Below are 19,491 nucleotides of genomic sequence, written 5' to 3'. Positions count from 1 at the left end.
CTATCGCTAACGCGTAGATAAAATAGTTTCATGTGTTATTACTGGATGCGTGCTCGCAAAAGTGCCCGTCATTCAGACGATTCCCGACAGTGTTTCATAATTCCTCCATTTTTCTCCCTTATTGGCTGGCTACACTAGTATCATTCCGCGAAACGTTTCAGGAAGAGAAACTCTTAACGATGAAAGGCAGTTATAAATCCCGTTGGGTAATCGTAATCGTGGTGGTTATCGCCGCCATCGCCGCATTCTGGTTCTGGCAAGGCCGCAATGACTCCCAGAGTGCAGCCCCTGGGGCGACGAAACAAGCGCAGCAATCGCCAGCGGGTGGTCGCCGTGGTATGCGTGCCGGCCCATTAGCTCCTGTTCAGGCGGCGACCGCAGTAGAACAGGCTGTTCCACGTTACCTCACCGGGCTTGGCACCATTACCGCCGCTAATACTGTTACGGTGCGCAGCCGCGTGGACGGTCAACTGATGGCGTTACATTTCCAGGAAGGCCAGCAGGTCAAAGCCGGCGATTTACTGGCAGAAATTGACCCAAGCCAGTTCAAAGTTGCATTAGCACAAGCCCAGGGCCAACTGGCAAAAGATAAAGCCACGCTCGCCAACGCCCGCCGTGACCTGGCGCGTTATCAACAACTGGCAAAAACCAATCTCGTATCTCGTCAGGAACTGGATGCCCAACAAGCGCTGGTCAGTGAAACCGAAGGCACCATTAAGGCTGATGAAGCAAGCGTCGCCAGCGCGCAGTTGCAACTCGACTGGAGCCGTATCACCGCACCAGTTGATGGTCGCGTTGGTCTCAAGCAGGTTGATGTTGGTAACCAAATCTCCAGTGGCGACACCACCGGGATTGTGGTGATCACCCAAACACATCCTATCGATCTGGTCTTTACTCTGCCGGAAAGCGATATCGCCACCGTTGTGCAGGCGCAAAAAGCCGGAAAACCGCTGGTGGTAGAAGCCTGGGATCGCACCAACTCGAAGAAATTAAGTGAAGGCACACTGTTAAGCCTTGATAACCAAATCGATGCCACTACCGGTACGATTAAAGTGAAAGCACGCTTTAATAATCAGGATGATGCGCTGTTTCCCAATCAGTTTGTTAACGCACGCATGTTAGTCGACACCGAACAAAACGCCGTGGTGATCCCAACCGCCGCCCTGCAAATGGGCAACGAAGGCCATTTTGTCTGGGTGCTGAATAGCGAAAACAAGGTCAGCAAACATCTGGTGACACCAGGCATTCAGGACAGTCAGAAAGTGGTGATCCGCGCAGGTATTTCTGCGGGCGACCGCGTAGTGACGGACGGAATTGATCGCCTGACCGAAGGGGCGAAAGTGGAAGTGGTGGAAGCCCAGAGCGCCACTACTCCGGAAGAAAAAGCCGCCAGCCGCGAAGACACGAAAAAAGGAGCACGCTCCTGATGCAGGTGTTACCCCCGAGCAGCACAGGCGGCCCGTCGCGCCTGTTTATTATGCGTCCTGTCGCCACCACGCTGCTGATGGTGGCGATCTTACTCGCCGGGATTATCGGTTATCGCGCCCTGCCCGTTTCGGCGCTGCCGGAAGTGGACTATCCAACCATTCAGGTGGTCACGCTTTATCCAGGTGCAAGCCCGGATGTCATGACCTCTGCCGTTACCGCGCCGCTCGAACGCCAGTTCGGGCAGATGTCTGGCCTGAAACAGATGTCGTCGCAAAGTTCCGGCGGTGCGTCAGTTATCACTTTACAGTTCCAGCTAACATTGCCGCTGGATGTCGCCGAGCAGGAAGTGCAGGCCGCGATTAACGCTGCGACCAACCTGCTACCGAGCGATCTGCCTAACCCGCCGGTTTACAGCAAAGTGAACCCGGCAGATCCACCGATCATGACGCTCGCTGTCACCTCAACCGCCATGCCGATGACGCAGGTGGAAGATATGGTGGAAACCCGCGTCGCGCAGAAAATCTCGCAGATTTCCGGCGTAGGGCTGGTGACACTTTCCGGCGGGCAGCGTCCGGCGGTACGCGTAAAACTCAACGCTCAGGCAATTGCCGCTCTCGGCCTGACCAGCGAAAGTGTGCGCACCGCCATTACTGGCGCGAACGTTAACTCAGCGAAAGGGAGCCTTGACGGCCCTTCTCGCGCGGTCACGCTGTCAGCGAATGACCAGATGCAATCCGCCGAAGAGTATCGCCAGCTAATCATCGCCTACCAGAACGGCGCACCAATTCGTCTTGGCGATGTCGCAACCGTAGAGCAAGGAGCAGAAAACAGCTGGCTCGGCGCGTGGGCGAACAAAGAACAGGCCATTGTGATGAATGTTCAGCGCCAGCCCGGTGCTAACATTATCTCCACCGCCGACAGCATCCGGCAGATGCTACCACAGCTCACCGAGAGTCTGCCGAAATCGGTGAAGGTGACGGTACTTTCTGACCGTACCACCAATATCCGCGCATCGGTCGACGATACCCAGTTTGAGCTGATGATGGCTATCGCGCTGGTAGTCATGATTATCTACCTGTTTTTGCGCAATATTCCGGCGACCATCATTCCCGGTGTTGCTGTACCGCTGTCGTTAATTGGCACCTTTGCGGTCATGGTGTTTCTCGATTTTTCAATCAATAACCTGACGTTGATGGCGTTAACTATCGCCACCGGATTCGTGGTCGATGACGCCATCGTGGTGATCGAAAACATTTCCCGCTATATCGAAAAAGGCGAAAAACCGCTGGCAGCCGCGCTCAAAGGCGCGGGTGAAATCGGCTTTACCATTATCTCGCTGACCTTCTCGCTGATTGCGGTATTGATCCCCCTGCTGTTTATGGGCGATATCGTCGGGCGACTGTTCCGCGAATTTGCTATTACCCTGGCAGTCGCGATTTTGATCTCAGCAGTGGTGTCGCTGACCCTGACACCGATGATGTGCGCGCGGATGCTCAGCCAGGAGTCGCTGCGTAAACAGAACCGCTTCTCCCGTGCCTCGGAGAAAATGTTCGACAGGATAATCGCCGCCTATGGTCGTGGACTGGCGAAAGTGCTGAATCATCCGTGGCTGACCTTAAGCGTAGCGCTCAGCACGCTGCTGCTTAGCGTGCTGCTGTGGGTGTTCATTCCGAAAGGTTTCTTCCCGGTACAGGACAACGGCATAATTCAGGGCACTTTGCAGGCACCGCAATCCAGCTCCTTTGCCAATATGGCCCAGCGGCAACGCCAGGTCGCGGACGTGATTTTGCAGGATCCGGCAGTGCAAAGTTTGACCTCATTTGTTGGCGTTGATGGCACTAACCCGTCGCTGAACAGTGCGCGTTTACAGATCAATCTCAAACCACTGGATGAACGAGATGACCGGGTGCAAAAAGTCATCGCCCGTCTGCAAACGGCGGTGGATAAAGTGCCGGGCGTAGATCTCTTCCTGCAACCAACGCAGGACCTGACTATTGATACTCAGGTCAGCCGCACCCAGTACCAGTTTACCTTGCAGGCCACGTCACTGGATGCGCTCAGTACCTGGGTGCCACAGTTGATGGAAAAACTCCAGCAGCTGCCACAGCTTTCTGATGTCTCCAGCGACTGGCAGGACAAAGGGCTGGTGGCGTATGTCAATGTCGACAGGGACAGCGCCAGCCGTCTGGGGATCAGCATGGCGGATGTCGATAACGCCCTGTACAACGCGTTTGGTCAGCGACTGATTTCCACTATTTATACTCAGGCTAACCAGTATCGCGTGGTGCTGGAACACAACACCGAAAATACCCCAGGCCTCGCGGCGCTGGATACCATTCGCCTGACCAGCAGCGACGGTGGCGTGGTGCCGTTAAGCTCAATTGCCAAAATTGAGCAGCGTTTTGCGCCGCTTTCCATCAACCATCTGGATCAGTTCCCGGTAACGACTATCTCCTTTAACGTGCCGGATAACTATTCGCTGGGCGATGCGGTGCAGGCGATTATGGACACAGAGAAGACGCTGAATCTGCCGGTGGATATCACCACGCAGTTCCAGGGCAGCACCCTCGCCTTCCAGTCGGCGCTGGGCAGCACTGTCTGGCTGATTGTCGCGGCGGTGGTGGCGATGTATATCGTGCTCGGCATTCTGTACGAGAGCTTTATTCACCCGATCACCATTCTCTCGACGCTACCCACCGCAGGGGTCGGCGCGCTGCTGGCGTTAATGATTGCCGGTAGCGAACTGGATGTGATTGCCATTATCGGCATTATTTTGCTGATCGGTATCGTGAAGAAGAACGCCATCATGATGATCGACTTCGCGCTGGCTGCTGAGCGCGAGCAAGGCATGTCGCCGCGCGAAGCTATTTACCAGGCCTGTCTGTTGCGTTTTCGTCCGATCCTGATGACCACTCTGGCGGCTCTGCTTGGTGCGCTGCCGCTGATGTTGAGTACCGGGGTCGGCGCGGAACTGCGTCGTCCGTTAGGTATCGGCATGGTCGGCGGTCTGATTGTCAGCCAGGTGCTGACGCTGTTTACCACGCCGGTGATTTATCTGTTGTTCGACCGTCTGGCATTGTGGACCAAAAGCCGTTTTGCCCGTCATGAAGAGGAGGCGTAAGTGAAGTTTTTTGCCCTCTTCATTTACCGCCCGGTGGCGACGATTTTACTGTCGGTCGCCATTACCCTGTGCGGCATACTGGGTTTCCGTATGCTGCCAGTCGCCCCGCTGCCGCAGGTCGATTTTCCGGTGATCATGGTCAGCGCCTCGCTGCCCGGTGCGTCACCAGAAACAATGGCGTCTTCCGTTGCCACGCCGCTGGAGCGCTCACTTGGGCGCATTGCCGGAGTCAGCGAAATGACCTCCAGCAGTTCGCTCGGCAGCACGCGCATTATTTTGCAGTTTGATTTTGACCGGGATATCAACGGCGCAGCGCGCGATGTGCAGGCGGCGATCAACGCCGCGCAAAGTCTGCTACCCAGCGGGATGCCCAGCCGTCCGACCTATCGCAAAGCGAACCCATCGGATGCGCCAATTATGATCCTCACGCTGACATCCGATACTTATTCGCAGGGTGAACTGTACGATTTCGCCTCGACACAGCTGGCTCCGACGATTTCGCAAATCGACGGTGTCGGTGATGTCGATGTTGGCGGCAGCTCGCTGCCCGCCGTACGCGTCGGGCTGAATCCGCAGGCGCTGTTTAATCAGGGCGTCTCGCTGGACGACGTACGCACCGCCATCAGCAATGCCAACGTGCGTAAACCGCAGGGGGCGCTGGAAGATGGTACTCACCGCTGGCAGATCCAGACTAACGATGAACTGAAAACCGCCGCTGAATATCAGCCGCTGATTATTCATTACAACAACGGCGGAGCGGTTCGTCTGGGCGATGTGGCGACGGTGACCGACTCAGTACAGGATGTGCGCAACGCCGGGATGACCAACGCCAAACCGGCTATTTTGCTGATGATCCGCAAGCTGCCGGAAGCCAATATTATCCAGACGGTAGACAGCATCCGCGCCCGTCTGCCGGAATTACAATCCACCATCCCGGCAGCAATTGATCTGCAAATTGCCCAAGATCGCTCCCCTACTATCCGCGCGTCGCTGGAAGAGGTTGAGCAGACGCTGGTAATCTCAGTTGCACTGGTGATTCTGGTGGTGTTTTTGTTCCTGCGTTCGGGTCGCGCCACCATTATTCCCGCCGTTGCGGTGCCGGTTTCGCTGATTGGTACGTTTGCGGCGATGTACCTGTGTGGTTTCAGTCTCAATAATCTTTCGTTAATGGCGCTCACTATCGCCACTGGCTTTGTGGTGGATGACGCCATCGTGGTGCTGGAAAACATTGCCCGTCATCTGGAAGCGGGGATGAAACCGCTACAGGCCGCGCTACAAGGTACTCGCGAAGTCGGCTTTACGGTGCTGTCGATGAGTCTGTCACTGGTGGCGGTGTTCCTGCCGCTGCTGTTGATGGGCGGATTGCCGGGTCGCCTGTTACGCGAGTTTGCCGTGACGCTTTCTGTCGCCATTGGTATTTCGCTGCTGGTTTCCCTGACGTTAACGCCGATGATGTGCGGCTGGATGCTAAAAGCCAGCAAGCCGCGCGAGCAAAAGCGACTGCGTGGCTTTGGTCGCATGTTGGTAGCCCTGCAACAAGGCTATGGCAAGTCGCTGAAATGGGTGCTCAATCATACCCGTCTGGTGGGCGTGGTGCTGCTTGGCACCATTGCGCTGAATATCTGGCTGTATATCTCGATCCCGAAAACCTTCTTCCCGGAGCAGGACACCGGCGTACTGATGGGTGGGATACAGGCTGACCAGAGTATTTCGTTTCAGGCGATGCGCGGTAAGTTGCAGGACTTCATGAAAATTATCCGTGACGATCCGGCGGTGGATAATGTCACCGGCTTTACCGGCGGTTCACGGGTGAACAGTGGAATGATGTTTATCACCCTTAAACCACGCGGCGAGCGGAGCGAAACGGCCCAACAGATTATCGATCGCTTGCGTAAAAAACTGGCTAAAGAACCGGGAGCGAATCTGTTCCTGATGGCGGTACAGGATATTCGCGTTGGCGGACGTCAGGCTAACGCCAGTTACCAGTACACGTTGTTATCCGACGACCTGGCGGCACTGCGCGAATGGGAGCCGAAAATCCGCAAAAAACTGGCGACATTGCCAGAGCTGGCTGATGTTAACTCCGATCAGGAAGATAATGGCGCGGAGATGAACCTTATTTACGATCGCGACACCATGGCGCGATTGGGAATTGACGTGCAAGCCGCCAACAGCCTGTTAAATAACGCCTTCGGTCAGCGGCAAATCTCGACCATTTACCAGCCGATGAACCAGTACAAAGTGGTGATGGAAGTGGATCCGCGCTATACCCAGGACATCAGTGCACTGGAAAAAATGTTCGTTATCAATAACGAAGGAAAAGCGATCCCGCTGTCGTATTTCGCTAAATGGCAACCGGCGAACGCTCCACTGTCGGTGAATCATCAGGGATTATCGGCGGCCTCGACCATTTCGTTCAACCTGCCGACCGGGAAATCGCTCTCGGACGCCAGTGCGGCGATCGATCGCGCAATGACCCAGCTTGGTGTGCCTTCGACGGTGCGCGGCAGTTTTGCCGGAACAGCGCAGGTGTTCCAGGAGACGATGAACTCACAGGTGATCCTGATTATCGCCGCCATCGCCACGGTATATATCGTACTGGGTATCCTTTACGAGAGTTATGTGCATCCACTGACGATTCTCTCCACCCTACCTTCGGCGGGCGTCGGAGCGCTGTTGGCGCTGGAGCTGTTCAATGCCCCGTTCAGCCTAATTGCGCTGATAGGGATCATGTTATTAATCGGCATCGTGAAGAAAAACGCCATTATGATGGTCGATTTTGCGCTTGAAGCCCAACGGCACGGTAACCTGACGCCGCAGGAAGCTATTTTCCAGGCCTGTCTGCTGCGTTTTCGCCCGATTATGATGACTACCCTGGCGGCGCTGTTTGGTGCGCTGCCGCTGGTATTGTCGGGCGGTGACGGCTCGGAGTTGCGGCAACCATTGGGGATCACCATTGTCGGCGGTCTGGTCATGAGCCAGCTTCTGACGCTGTATACCACGCCGGTGGTGTATCTCTTTTTCGACCGTCTGCGGATGCGTTTTTCGCGTAAACCTAAACAAGCGGTAACCGAGTAAATGACAGATCTTCCCGACAGCACCCGCTGGCAATTGTGGATTGTGGCTTTCGGCTTCTTTATGCAGTCGCTGGACACCACCATCGTTAACACCGCGCTTCCCTCAATGGCGCAAAGCCTCGGGGAAAGTCCGTTGCATATGCACATGGTCATTGTCTCTTATGTACTGACCGTGGCGGTGATGCTGCCCGCCAGCGGCTGGCTGGCGGACAAAGTCGGCGTGCGCAATATTTTCTTTACCGCCATCGTGCTGTTTACTCTCGGTTCACTGTTTTGCGCGCTTTCCGGCACGCTGAACGAACTGTTGCTGGCACGCGCGTTACAGGGCGTTGGCGGCGCGATGATGGTGCCGGTCGGCAGGTTGACGGTGATGAAAATCGTACCGCGCGAGCAATATATGGCGGCGATGACCTTTGTCACGCTGCCCGGTCAGGTCGGGCCGCTGCTTGGCCCGGCGCTCGGCGGTCTGCTGGTGGAGTACGCATCGTGGCACTGGATCTTTTTGATCAACATTCCGGTGGGAATTATTGGCGCGATCGCCACACTGATGTTAATGCCGAACTACACCATGCAGACGCGGCGCTTTGATCTCTCCGGCTTTCTGTTGCTGGCGGTTGGCATGGCGGTATTAACCCTGGCGCTGGACGGCAGTAAAGGTACAGGTTTATCGCCGCTGGCGATTGCTGGCCTGGTCGCAGTTGGCGTGGTAGCACTGGTGCTTTATCTGCTGCACGCCCAAAATAACAACCGCGCCCTGTTCAGTCTGAAACTGTTCCGCACTCGTACCTTTTCGCTGGGCCTGGCGGGGAGCTTTGCCGGACGTATTGGCAGTGGCATGTTGCCCTTTATGACACCGGTTTTCCTGCAAATTGGCCTCGGTTTCTCGCCGTTTCATGCCGGACTGATGATGATCCCGATGGTACTCGGCAGCATGGGAATGAAGCGAATTGTGGTACAGGTAGTGAATCGCTTTGGTTATCGTCGGGTACTGGTGGCGACCACGCTGGGCCTGTCGCTGGTCACCCTGTTGTTTATGACTACCGCTCTGCTGGGCTGGTACTACGTTTTGCCGTTCGTCCTGTTTTTACAAGGAATGGTCAACTCGACACGTTTCTCCTCCATGAACACCCTGACGCTGAAAGATCTCCCGGACAACCTGGCGAGCAGCGGCAACAGTCTGCTGTCGATGATTATGCAATTGTCGATGAGTATTGGCGTCACCATCGCCGGGCTGTTGCTGGGACTTTTTGGTTCGCAGCATGTCAGCGTCGACAGCGGCACCACACAAACCGTCTTTATGTACACCTGGCTTAGCATGGCGTCTATCATCGCCCTTCCGGCGTTCATCTTTGCCAGAGTGCCGAACGATACGCATCAAAATGTGGCTATTTCACGGCGAAAAAGGAGCGCGCAATGAAGTTCTGGCGACCCGGTATTACCGGCAAACTGTTTCTGGCGATTTTCGCCACCTGCATTGTCTTATTGATCACGATGCACTGGGCGGTACGTATCAGTTTTGAGCGCGGCTTTATCGATTACATCAAGCATGGTAATGAACAACGGCTGCAAATGCTCGGCGATGCGCTTGGTGAGCAGTACGCCCAGCACGGGAACTGGCGCTTCCTGCGTAATAACGATCGCTTTGTATTTCAGATCCTACGTTCACTGGAGCATGATAACAACGAAGATAAGCCCGGCCCCGGTATGCCGCCACACGGCTGGCGCACACAATTTTGGGTGGTTGATCAAAACAACAAAGTGCTGGTTGGCCCGCGAGCACCAGTTCCACCCGACGGCACACGGCGGCCCATTATGGTCAATGGTGCGGAAGTTGGCGCGGTGATCGCCTCCCCTGTTGAACGACTGACCCGTAATACTGATATCAATTTTGACAGACAACAGCGGCAAACCAGTTGGCTGATTGTGGCTTTATCTACCTTATTAGCGGCGCTGGCGACATTCCCACTGGCGCGCGGTTTGCTGGCTCCGGTAAAACGACTGGTGGATGGCACGCACAAACTGGCAGCGGGTGATTTCACTACTCGCGTAGCCCCCACCAGCGAAGATGAGTTGGGCAGACTGGCAGAGGATTTCAATCAACTCGCCAGCACACTGGAGAAAAACCAGCAGATGCGCCGCGATTTTATGGCCGATATTTCTCATGAACTGCGCACGCCTTTAGCAGTACTGCGCGGCGAACTGGAAGCCATTCAGGATGGTGTGCGTAAATTCACGCCGGAGACGCTGGCTTCTTTACAGGCAGAAGTAGGTACACTGACAAAACTGGTTGACGATCTCCATCAATTGTCTATGTCTGATGAAGGCGCTCTCGCCTATCAAAAAGCACCGATAGATTTGATCCCACTGCTGGAAGTGGCGGGAGGCGCATTTCGCGAACGATTCGCCAGCCGTGGCCTGAAATTGCAATTTTCCCTGCCAGACAGTATTACCGTATTTGGCGATCGCGATCGTTTAATGCAGTTGTTCAATAACTTACTGGAAAACAGCCTGCGCTACACTGACAGCGGCGGCAGCCTGAAAATCTCTGCCGAGCAGCACGACAAAACGGTGCGCCTGACCTTTGCCGACAGTGCGCCGGGTGTCAGTGACGATCAGCTACAAAAATTGTTTGAACGTTTTTATCGCACCGAAGGTTCCCGCAACCGCGCCAGCGGTGGTTCCGGGCTGGGGCTGGCGATTTGCCTGAACATTGTTGAAGCACATAACGGCCGCATTATTGCCGCCCATTCGCCTTTTGGCGGGCTTAGCATTACAGTAGAGTTACCGCTGGAACGGGATTTACAGAGAGAAGTATGACCGAGTTACCAATCGACGAAAACACACCGCGTATTTTGATCGTGGAAGATGAACCGAAGCTGGGGCAGTTGCTCATTGATTATCTGCGTGCTGCGAGCTATGCGCCAACGTTGATTAGCCACGGCGATCAGGTACTGCCATATGTGCGCCAGACACCACCGGATCTGATCCTGTTGGATCTGATGCTCCCTGGCACCGATGGCCTGACGCTGTGCCGGGAAATTCGTCGTTTTTCTGACATTCCGATCGTGATGGTGACGGCAAAAATCGAAGAGATCGACCGCCTGCTGGGGTTGGAGATTGGCGCAGATGACTATATCTGCAAGCCGTACAGCCCACGGGAAGTGGTAGCGCGCGTCAAAACCATTTTGCGCCGTTGCAAACCGCAGCGTGAGTTGCAGCAACAGGATGCTGAAAGCCCGTTGATTATCGACGAAGGTCGTTTTCAGGCTTCCTGGCGCGGTAAAATGCTTGACCTGACGCCTGCAGAATTTCGACTGCTGAAAACGCTCTCTCATGAACCAGGAAAAGTGTTCTCCCGCGAGCAGTTGCTGAACCATCTTTATGACGACTACCGCGTGGTAACCGACCGTACCATCGACAGCCACATTAAAAACCTGCGCCGCAAGCTGGAATCTCTCGACGCCGAACAGTCATTTATCCGCGCCGTTTACGGCGTCGGTTACCGCTGGGAAGCCGACGCCTGCCGCATCGTTTAACATTTTTACCTGCCGGATCTGGCCTTCAGACCAGATCCGGCAACATTATCCCACGCATAGTCAGCAAACTGACATGATCTCTCCGCCCTGGCAGGCACCAGAAAATCGCTCATACTTTAATCGGCAAACAGTCCTTTTAGATGCTGTTTTCGATACGCAATTTCAATCAAGGAGTCATTATGGCTGGTTGGTTTGAACTCAGTAAGAGCAGTGATAATCAATTCCGGTTTGTGCTAAAAGCGGGCAATGGTGAGACTATCCTCACCAGCGAGCTGTATACCTCAAAAGCCTCTGCGGAAAAGGGCATCGCGTCGGTACGTAGCAACAGCCCGCAAGAAGAACGCTATGAGAAAAAAACGGCAAGCAACGGCAAATTCTATTTCAATCTGAAAGCCGCCAATCATCAAATTATCGGCTCCAGCCAGATGTACGCCACCGCGCAATCTCGTGAAACCGGAATTGCCTCCGTTAAAGCAAATGGCACAAGCCAGACGGTGAAAGACAATACGTAATTACGATGCCGGGCGTAGGTTGTTGGCGTCCGGCGCTTTACCAGTTACCTCCACAGCGCTACAATGCCCGCCCTTAAAGTGGGGGCACTCCCCTGACCGCTTCATCAGGTGAAGCGGATCTGACCTGTCATCAGAACGAGAGAATTATGTTTAAACCGGAACTCCTTTCCCCGGCGGGAACGCTGAAAAATATGCGTTACGCTTTCGCTTATGGCGCAGATGCTGTTTATGCGGGCCAGCCGCGTTACTCCCTGCGTGTGCGCAACAACGAATTCAACCACGAAAATCTTCAACTCGGCATTAACGAAGCCCACGCGCTGGGGAAAAAGTTTTATGTCGTGGTCAACATTGCACCGCACAACGCCAAGCTGAAAACCTTTATCCGTGACCTGAAACCGGTGGTGGAAATGGGGCCGGATGCGCTGATTATGTCCGATCCAGGGCTGATTATGCTGGTGCGTGAGCACTTCCCTGAAATGCCGATCCATCTCTCGGTACAGGCTAACGCCGTGAACTGGGCGACGGTGAAATTCTGGCAGCAAATGGGCCTGACCCGCGTGATCCTCTCTCGCGAACTGTCACTGGAAGAGATTGAAGAGATCCGCAATCAGGTGCCGGATATGGAAATCGAAATCTTCGTTCACGGCGCGCTGTGCATGGCCTACTCCGGTCGCTGCCTGCTCTCTGGCTATATCAACAAGCGCGACCCGAACCAGGGCACCTGCACCAACGCCTGCCGCTGGGAGTACAACGTCCAGGAAGGGAAAGAAGATGACGTTGGCAACATCGTACACAAGTACGAGCCGATTCCGGTGCAAAATGTTGAGCCGACGCTGGGTATCGGCGCGCCAACCGACAAAGTGTTTATGATCGAAGAAGCCCAGCGTCCGGGCGAGTATATGACCGCGTTTGAAGATGAGCACGGCACTTACATCATGAACTCGAAAGATCTGCGCGCCATCGCCCATGTTGAACGCCTGACCAAAATGGGCGTGCATTCGCTGAAAATCGAAGGCCGTACCAAATCTTTCTACTATTGCGCACGCACCGCGCAGGTTTACCGTAAAGCTATCGATGACGCCGCTGCGGGCAAACCGTTCGATACCAGCCTGCTGGAAACTCTGGAAGGTCTGGCGCATCGTGGCTATACCGAAGGTTTCCTGCGTCGTCATACTCACGACGATTATCAGAACTACGAATACGGTTATTCAGTTTCTGACCGCCAGCAGTTTGTTGGTGAGTTTACCGGTGAGCGCAAGGGGGACCTCGCGGCGGTAGCGGTGAAAAATAAATTCTCCGTTGGCGACAGCCTTGAGCTAATGACGCCGCAAGGCAACATTAACTTTACCCTTGAGCACATGGAAAACGCCAAAGGTGAAGCTATGCCGGTCGCACCAGGCGATGGTTATACTGTGTGGCTCCCGGTGCCGCAGGATCTTGAGCTAAATTACGCGCTGCTGATGCGTAATTTCTCCGGGGAAACCACGCGTAACCCCCACGGTAAGTGATTAATTTCGATTATTTTTCCCGGATGGAAAATTCTTAGAAACCGATCACATACAGCTGCATTTATTAAGGTTATCATCCGTTTCGCTGAAAAACATAACCCATAAAATGCTAGCTGTACCAGGAACCACCTCCTTAGCCTGTGTAATCTCCCTTACACAGGCTTATTTTTTATGCATAAGCCCTATCCCTGGTCACCGTCTTCCATTGACCACATCGATAGAATCTCCCTTAATAGCACGATGCCTTTCACTTATCGACATCGTGCTCGCACAGGTTCCGGTTACGCACAGCCAGAACGCGCATGTTTGACGCTTACCAAAAAATGAACCTAAAGCATTGGAATATTTTTGACATCATTTTCTGATGGCTGCATAAAATAAAAATTCTGCTTTAGTTTCATCTATCTGTTTGTCATTATTACTCACATTCAATAATGGTGTTGAAGAATATCCCATCACAGATAAAATAAATATGTGCATGGTAGTCTTGAATCTATTCTCACTCTCCACATTTGAATGTCAGACGAGCAACGCCATGTAATCCTGCACCTTCTGTCTTCAATTTAACTATCTGCATTTTTTTGCCCTGAGTAACACAGAAATGGGCTGCATCATTTTTTACTATATTTTCTGCACCAGATATTCTGCCCCTGGCTAAAGAAGCTTCGGCTTCGGTGTAGTATTGGTTATCGAGTTTACGCTGAATATTACTTTTATATGCAAGACCAAATTTACCGATACTTGTCTCATCATTATGTACAGCACACCCAGACATAAGAAAAATACTAATTAATGATATAGCAGCTATCTTTTTCATCTCACCTTCCCCCATTAAATACCAACGACACGCTCTGGTGTTTAAATATAATAATGGCATGATTATTATAATTGAATAGGATTATAATAAATGTTCTGTACAACATTTCCTACATAAGTAGGAATTACAGACATAGAGGCCCTTCCGGGTAACCCCATGGGGGACTTTAATATATTTTGAATAGTATATTGAAGATGCCACTGTTTAGTTGAATATTAGGTATATTCTCTTTTTTAAAATTTATCAGTGGCTACCGTTAATATTCGCTGTCCCCATTGTAAGGTCCTGGTGGTAAGCACTGAATCCCCATACCTGAACTGACTTTTTATCCTCCGACTTTCATCCTGTTCTGACTCCACCTTTTCTTTTCTGCTCTACACTATCTACAGACCAATCATAAAGGCACATACGATCATGGCAGAATTTCCCGCCAGCTTACTGATTCTTAATGGCAAAAGTACTGACAATCTACCCTTGCGCGAAGCAATTATGCTGTTGCGTGAGGAAGGAATGACGATCCATGTGCGGATCACCTGGGAGAAAGGCGATGCTGCACGATTTGTAGAGGAGGCCCGGAAGTTAGGCGTCGCAACAGTGATTGCCGGTGGTGGCGATGGCACCATTAATGAAGTTTCTACGGCATTGATTCAATGTGAGGGGGATGACATACCCGCGCTGGGAATTTTACCATTAGGAACTGCCAATGATTTTGCCACTAGTGTAGGGATTCCTGAGGCACTGGATAAGGCGCTGAAACTGGCAATTGCCGGTAACGCCATTGCGATAGATATGGCGCAGGTCAACAAACAAACCTGTTTTATTAATATGGCGACAGGCGGGTTTGGGACGCGTATTACCACAGAAACGCCGGAAAAATTAAAAGCCGCGCTGGGTGGCGTCTCTTACATCATTCATGGCTTAATGCGCATGGACACTCTGCAACCGGACCGTTGTGAAATCCGCGGTGAAAACTTTCACTGGCAAGGTGACGCCCTGGTCATTGGTATTGGTAACGGGCGTCAGGCCGGTGGCGGTCAACAATTGTGCCCGAACGCATTAATTAACGATGGCTTGCTGCAACTGCGCATTTTTACCGGCGATGAAATTATTCCGACTCTCGTATCAACCTTAAAATCTGACGAAGATAACCCGAATATTATCGAAGGTGCTTCGTCGTGGTTTGATATACAAGCCCCACACGAAATCACTTTTAATCTTGATGGCGAACCGTTGAGTGGGCAAAACTTCCATATTGAAATACTTCCGGCGGCGTTGCGTTGTCGATTACCACCAGATTGTCCATTGTTGCGTTAATCAAACTATTCTCTGTTGAACCAGAGAGAATCCGTAATGCCGGATACGGTGTAAACACCTTATCCGGCATACAGAACAATACTACACCGTAATTAATTTTACCCGTGTCTTCTGCAATGCCAGTTTATCCACCTCAGACACAGCATCATCGGTAATAATAATGTCAATTTTTTCGATTGGCAGTACCTGATTAAAACCGCGACGATTAAATTTCGATGAATCAAGAACGGCAATCACTTTATTCGCCGCTGTCACCATCGCACCGCTAACGGAATAACCTTCATTAAAGGTCGTAATACCATTAACCGCATCAATACCATCAGCACCGACAAACATTAAATCGGCATTAATATCCTGCAGGGAACGTTCAGCAATAGATCCATGCATCGAGCGCGTTTTATGGCGGACCGTGCCACCGCAGACGACCAGAGTAATGTCTTTATTTTCGGAAAGGGCAAACGCCGCCGGGAGACTGTTGGTAATCACCGTGATATTTTTGGCGGTCATTAATCCTTCGGCGATAAGCATTGTGGTACTTCCGCTGTCGAGAATAACGGTCATCCCTTCGTGGATCATTTTGACTGCCGCCTGCGCTATTCTGTTTTTCGGCGCGCTGGCGAGCTGAAATCGCTCTTTAAACCCGACTTCCTGGGTCTCGGTTTCGCTATTACCTGACATTATTTTCGCCGCACCGCCATGAAAGCGCGTAACCACGCCTTTTTGTTCGAGAAAGCGCAAATCGGCACGGATTGTCGCTTCCGAGGCAGCAAATACTCCCGCCAGATCCTGAACAAGCACGGTTCCCTGTTCATTCACTAATTGGATGATCTTATTCCTTCGCTCGAATGAATTCATCGTCATTTACCCATATTCAATTGTGGCTAGTGTAAACGAAGGGGAACCATTGGTGAATGATCTGTTTTGCACAATACCGGGCCAGCATCACGCTGGCCCGCGGTTTCAGGGAATGAGCAACACTTTGCCCGGCATAGCATTACGAGCGATGTCACGCACCGCCTGGGCAAAGCTTTCAAAGCTTCCACGGTGAGCGATTAATGGCTCCAGGCTTAACTTACGTTCTGTCAGCAACCGGCTCGCCGTTTCCCACTCCTGCCCCGGCCAAGGGCTGGAGTAGTTCATCCAACTGCCGATAACCGTCAGCTCTTTACGCAATATTTTGCCAAACGTTGCAGATGTTAAATGCAGATCCTGATGCAACGTGCCCACCAGCGCCAGTTGGGCATGAGGACCGGCAATCTCTACCGCCAGTTCGACGGTTTGCGGGACGCCAGCCGTCTCGAGGATAAGCTGATTAAAGCGCAGCTCGCGTAAAACGCCCTGTATTTGCGGCGCGCTCATTTCACGGCTGTTAAATGTTTGCATCGCACCGAAAGATTTTGCCAGTGCCAGTTTTTCTGAGCTAATGTCGATAGCCGTCACACTCTTTGCTCCCAGCGCGACAGCGCACTGAATTGCCAGCAGGCCAATGGTTCCGGCACCAATAATAATAACGTTTTTATTCTCACATCCTTGCGCTAAATGGAACGCATGCAGGCCAACGGTAATCGGTTCAATAAAAGCGCCATCCTCAATAGGCATATCCGCAGGTAGTGCAAAGACATTGTTTCGCTTAACGACAATATATTCGGCAAATCCACCATCACGCCGTGAGCCAATAAAATCATATTTTGCGCACTGGGAATAAAACCCTTTCAGACACTCTGGACAAGTAAAACAGGGTAATAACGGCACACAGGCAACCGCATCGCCGGGGTGTAAATCATCAACACCGGATCCCACCGCATCAATATAGCCACTAAATTCATGGCCTAACGTTATTGGATAATAATGTGCACCATTTTTAAATATCCTGGGTAAATCGGAACCACATAAGCCCGAGCTGGCAATTTTTACCCGCACCTCATCCTGATGTTTAATTTCAGGAATGACGCTTTCTGCTACGCGCACGATACCATCAGTATCATTCACCACTGATTTCATAAAAACTCCTGATTGTTAAGGGGGATAACCTCCCCCTCAGGTAAAAATTATTCTGCGAGAACGGCTTTCTCTTGTTTAATAAAACCACGCGCTCTACGCCAGGTCATGAAAATACCGGTAAGATAAATTGCGCCGATAACAATGAAACCGGGAATATTTTGCGGGGAGAAAACCTGAATCAGTAACCAGGTAATGGGAGAACCGCCCTGATCCATTGAAGCCACCATACCCCCGGCTTTTAACGCGCCCGCATTAGCCGCCAGTTGGGTGTGCAAACCAATAGTTTGCGTCGCGATCCACAGGGTGATGCTCATAATGATGACACCCGAGATTAAGGTGCGGAACAGATTTCCACGATGCACCGCGACCGCCATCGCCACAAAGAAGCCGATGGTGGCAAGGTCGCCAAACGGCAGCACCTGATTACCCGGCACACAAACAGCAATTAAAATGGTGAGTGGAATAAAAATCAGGCTTGCCGATACCACCGCCGTATGTCCCAGCAGCAACGCCGGATCAAGGCCAATCAGGAACTCCTGACCGCCGAACTTCGCCTGTAAACGACTACGGGCCTGCTTAGCGATGGGCGTTAAACCATCCATGATGGGTTTAATCACCCGTGGCATCAGCAGCATAACTGCCGCCGTTTTTACCGCCAGCTGCAATACACCTTTGACATCGTAACCCGCGAGGATGCCGATAATCAGCCCCATCACAAAACCCACGGTGACCGGTTCGCCAAAAGGGCCAAATTTGCGCTGAATATCATCGGCGCTAAATTTAATTCGGTTAACGCCTGGGATTTTCTCGATGATAGCATCGACCAGCACAGCAATTGGCCCCATATACGCCGACGTACCGTGCGGAATAGCAATGCCTTCCAGCTCAAAGAAATCACGGGTATCGCGGGCAAACCAGTCGCCGAGCTTATAAACAAACGCCGCGTGAATTACCACACCCGCCATCCCTATCATCCATGAACCGGTTGCCAGATGCAGCAACGCGCCGGTGAAGGTCATATGCCAGATATTCCAGATATCAACATTTACCACCCGCGTCATACGGGTCAGTAACATCGCCACGTTAACCAGAATCGCAATCGGAATCGCCACCAGCGCAATTTGCGACGCCCAGGTCATGGGTGAAGAGCCCGGCCAGCCGACATCGACCACATGCAGATTCAGGTCGAAATTTTCCGCCATCGCTTTCGCCGCCGGGCCAATGGAATCCAGCATTAAGCCAATCACAAGGCCAATGCCAACAAAGCCAATCCCGATATGCAGACCCGCTTTAAAGCAATCGCCTGCCTTCATGCCTAATATTTTAGAAAAAATAATGATGACAATCGGCAGCATCACCGTAGGGCCGAGGTCGAGAATATAACGCATGACTTCTGAAAACATAGGTCACCCCTGTAAGATAGTCAGAATTTTATTTTGTAATGCTTCGATACCGACACCAGAAACAAAAGGCATGCCGTGAACTAACGGAATATCGCCAAAACTGCGTTCAACTTTGGCGGTAGTACATATCAAATGCACGCCATCCATATAGGTTTCTATTTCATTAACCCGACACTGGATTAATTCAACAGGAATATTATGACTCTGACACAACTCTTTAATTTCTTCCGCCGCCATCGTAGAGGTCGCTACCGCGCCTCCGCAAGCGACAATAATTTTGCGTTTCATAAATAGTCCTTTTTATTGTTACAGAGGGATTTATTCGTCTGAATCTAAAACATACTTTGTGAAGTATTCCTTTAACTGGGGTTCAGGAAGAGTGATTAGTGTCTCGACGATATCGGGCTGTTGTAACTTGCCAAATAAACAGCGTAAAAGTTTCAATTGCTGCTGCGGATTTTCCACAATCAACGCAATAACCAACGATACCGCCACGTCGTTATCATCATCCGCTTGCTGAAAAAGAACTTTATTTGTTGGCCTTAACAGATAAATGGCTGACGACTTAGCATGAATCGCCTCACAATGCGGTATTGCAATGGCGTGCTGCTCAAGCATTATCCCGGTAGGGAATTCTGCTTCTCTGGCAATTAATGCCTGTGGCCAGGTATCATGAACCACACCTTTCGCGAGCATCTCATTACCGATATGGGTTAAAACTTCGCTACGATCGACAAAAGAAATTCCGCCACGAACAAACAGGTTAGTCATATA

At 52.1% G+C, this 19,491-nt stretch carries 15 protein-coding genes; 9 read left to right on the top strand and 6 right to left on the bottom strand.

From position 1 onward, the window contains the following. Nucleotides 1-179 precede the first annotated feature (179 nt). The 8 genes from mdtA (at nt 180) to yegQ (ending at nt 13,182) form a co-directional block, all read left to right on the top strand. Nucleotides 180-1,427: a multidrug efflux RND transporter subunit MdtA gene (gene mdtA, locus ACJHX4_RS06130; protein ID WP_000678942.1), complete on the top strand. Its 1,248-nt coding sequence runs from the start codon at nt 180-182 to the stop codon at nt 1,425-1,427. Then, complete coding sequence (gene mdtB, locus ACJHX4_RS06125) at nt 1,427-4,549, top strand: multidrug efflux RND transporter permease subunit MdtB (RefSeq protein WP_001197836.1); 3,123 nt, start codon at nt 1,427-1,429, stop codon at nt 4,547-4,549. The genes mdtA and mdtB overlap by 1 nt, the downstream gene beginning before the upstream one ends. Next, nucleotides 4,550-7,627 (top strand): multidrug efflux RND transporter permease subunit MdtC, encoded by a 3,078-nt coding sequence (gene mdtC / locus ACJHX4_RS06120; protein WP_000667564.1) that lies wholly within the window; start codon nt 4,550-4,552, stop codon nt 7,625-7,627. It abuts the gene before it with no gap. Then, complete coding sequence (locus ACJHX4_RS06115) at nt 7,628-9,043, top strand: MFS transporter (protein ID WP_000130870.1); 1,416 nt, start codon at nt 7,628-7,630, stop codon at nt 9,041-9,043. Continuing rightward, entirely contained in the window at nt 9,040-10,443 is a 1,404-nt protein-coding gene (baeS, locus tag ACJHX4_RS06110) for a two-component system sensor histidine kinase BaeS (RefSeq protein ID WP_000675176.1), read from the top strand. Before ACJHX4_RS06115 ends, baeS begins: the two co-directional genes overlap by 4 nt. Beyond that, nucleotides 10,440-11,162, top strand: coding sequence for a two-component system response regulator BaeR (baeR, locus tag ACJHX4_RS06105; RefSeq protein ID WP_000137877.1), 723 nt, complete (start codon nt 10,440-10,442; stop codon nt 11,160-11,162). The genes baeS and baeR overlap by 4 nt, the downstream gene beginning before the upstream one ends. Nucleotides 11,163-11,341: 179 nt before the next feature. Beyond that, a complete protein-coding gene (locus ACJHX4_RS06100) occupies nt 11,342-11,674 on the top strand; it encodes a YegP family protein (protein WP_000929408.1) in 333 nt (110 codons plus the stop codon). A 146-nt stretch (nt 11,675-11,820) separates the two neighbouring features. Beyond that, nucleotides 11,821-13,182: a tRNA 5-hydroxyuridine modification protein YegQ gene (gene yegQ / locus ACJHX4_RS06095; protein WP_000476014.1), complete on the top strand. Its 1,362-nt coding sequence runs from the start codon at nt 11,821-11,823 to the stop codon at nt 13,180-13,182. Nucleotides 13,183-13,681: 499 nt separating this feature from the next. Here yegQ and yegR read toward each other — a convergent pair whose 3' ends face one another. Beyond that, a complete protein-coding gene (gene yegR / locus ACJHX4_RS06090) occupies nt 13,682-13,999 on the bottom strand; it encodes a protein YegR (protein ID WP_001531820.1) in 318 nt (105 codons plus the stop codon). 414 nt (nt 14,000-14,413) lie between these two features. Between yegR and yegS the strand changes: the two genes are divergently transcribed. After that, nucleotides 14,414-15,313, top strand: coding sequence for a lipid kinase YegS (gene yegS, locus ACJHX4_RS06085; RefSeq protein ID WP_000807341.1), 900 nt, complete (start codon nt 14,414-14,416; stop codon nt 15,311-15,313). An 81-nt stretch (nt 15,314-15,394) separates the two neighbouring features. Here yegS and ACJHX4_RS06080 read toward each other — a convergent pair whose 3' ends face one another. From ACJHX4_RS06080 to gatA, 5 genes are all read right to left on the bottom strand, one after another. Beyond that, nucleotides 15,395-16,168 carry a DeoR/GlpR family DNA-binding transcription regulator gene (locus ACJHX4_RS06080; protein ID WP_001367074.1) on the bottom strand — a complete coding sequence of 258 codons (774 nt, stop codon included), beginning with the start codon at nt 16,166-16,168 and terminating at the stop codon, nt 15,395-15,397. A 105-nt stretch (nt 16,169-16,273) separates the two neighbouring features. Next, complete coding sequence (gene gatD, locus ACJHX4_RS06075) at nt 16,274-17,314, bottom strand: galactitol-1-phosphate 5-dehydrogenase (protein WP_000844233.1); 1,041 nt, start codon at nt 17,312-17,314, stop codon at nt 16,274-16,276. A gap of 47 nt (nt 17,315-17,361) precedes the next feature. Then, entirely contained in the window at nt 17,362-18,717 is a 1,356-nt protein-coding gene (locus ACJHX4_RS06070; RefSeq protein WP_000490658.1) for a PTS galactitol transporter subunit IIC, read from the bottom strand. 3 nt (nt 18,718-18,720) lie between these two features. After that, the gene (gene gatB / locus ACJHX4_RS06065) at nt 18,721-19,005 is read right to left on the bottom strand and encodes a PTS galactitol transporter subunit IIB (RefSeq protein ID WP_000823284.1); all 285 of its coding nucleotides are present in this window, start codon (nt 19,003-19,005) and stop codon (nt 18,721-18,723) included. A gap of 30 nt (nt 19,006-19,035) precedes the next feature. Continuing rightward, nucleotides 19,036-19,488 (bottom strand): PTS galactitol transporter subunit IIA, encoded by a 453-nt coding sequence (gene gatA, locus ACJHX4_RS06060; RefSeq protein WP_000182880.1) that lies wholly within the window; start codon nt 19,486-19,488, stop codon nt 19,036-19,038. Nucleotides 19,489-19,491: the final 3 nt, after the last annotated feature.

Source organism: Escherichia sp. WS2035 (assembly GCF_046487065.1).
Lineage (GTDB): Bacteria > Pseudomonadota > Gammaproteobacteria > Enterobacterales > Enterobacteriaceae > Escherichia > Escherichia coli.
Note: the sequence above shows the minus strand (reverse complement) of the source record. Positions and strands in the feature narration are given on the sequence as shown.

Bases quoted from the DNA above. Each gene is read 5' to 3' on its own strand.
- mdtA (WP_000678942.1), top strand. From the start codon at position 180: ATGAAAGGCAGTTATAAATCCCGTTGGGTAATCGTAATCGTGGTGGTT.
- mdtB (WP_001197836.1), top strand. From the start codon at position 1,427: ATGCAGGTGTTACCCCCGAGCAGCACAGGCGGCCCGTCGCGCCTGTTT.
- ACJHX4_RS06115 (WP_000130870.1), top strand. From the start codon at position 7,628: ATGACAGATCTTCCCGACAGCACCCGCTGGCAATTGTGGATTGTGGCT.
- baeS (WP_000675176.1), top strand. From the start codon at position 9,040: ATGAAGTTCTGGCGACCCGGTATTACCGGCAAACTGTTTCTGGCGATT.
- baeR (WP_000137877.1), top strand. From the start codon at position 10,440: ATGACCGAGTTACCAATCGACGAAAACACACCGCGTATTTTGATCGTG.
- ACJHX4_RS06100 (WP_000929408.1), top strand. From the start codon at position 11,342: ATGGCTGGTTGGTTTGAACTCAGTAAGAGCAGTGATAATCAATTCCGG.
- yegQ (WP_000476014.1), top strand. From the start codon at position 11,821: ATGTTTAAACCGGAACTCCTTTCCCCGGCGGGAACGCTGAAAAATATG.
- yegR (WP_001531820.1), bottom strand. From the start codon at position 13,999: ATGAAAAAGATAGCTGCTATATCATTAATTAGTATTTTTCTTATGTCT.
- yegS (WP_000807341.1), top strand. From the start codon at position 14,414: ATGGCAGAATTTCCCGCCAGCTTACTGATTCTTAATGGCAAAAGTACT.
- ACJHX4_RS06080 (WP_001367074.1), bottom strand. From the start codon at position 16,168: ATGAATTCATTCGAGCGAAGGAATAAGATCATCCAATTAGTGAATGAA.
- gatD (WP_000844233.1), bottom strand. From the start codon at position 17,314: ATGAAATCAGTGGTGAATGATACTGATGGTATCGTGCGCGTAGCAGAA.
- ACJHX4_RS06070 (WP_000490658.1), bottom strand. From the start codon at position 18,717: ATGTTTTCAGAAGTCATGCGTTATATTCTCGACCTCGGCCCTACGGTG.
- gatB (WP_000823284.1), bottom strand. From the start codon at position 19,005: ATGAAACGCAAAATTATTGTCGCTTGCGGAGGCGCGGTAGCGACCTCT.
- gatA (WP_000182880.1), bottom strand. From the start codon at position 19,488: ATGACTAACCTGTTTGTTCGTGGCGGAATTTCTTTTGTCGATCGTAGC.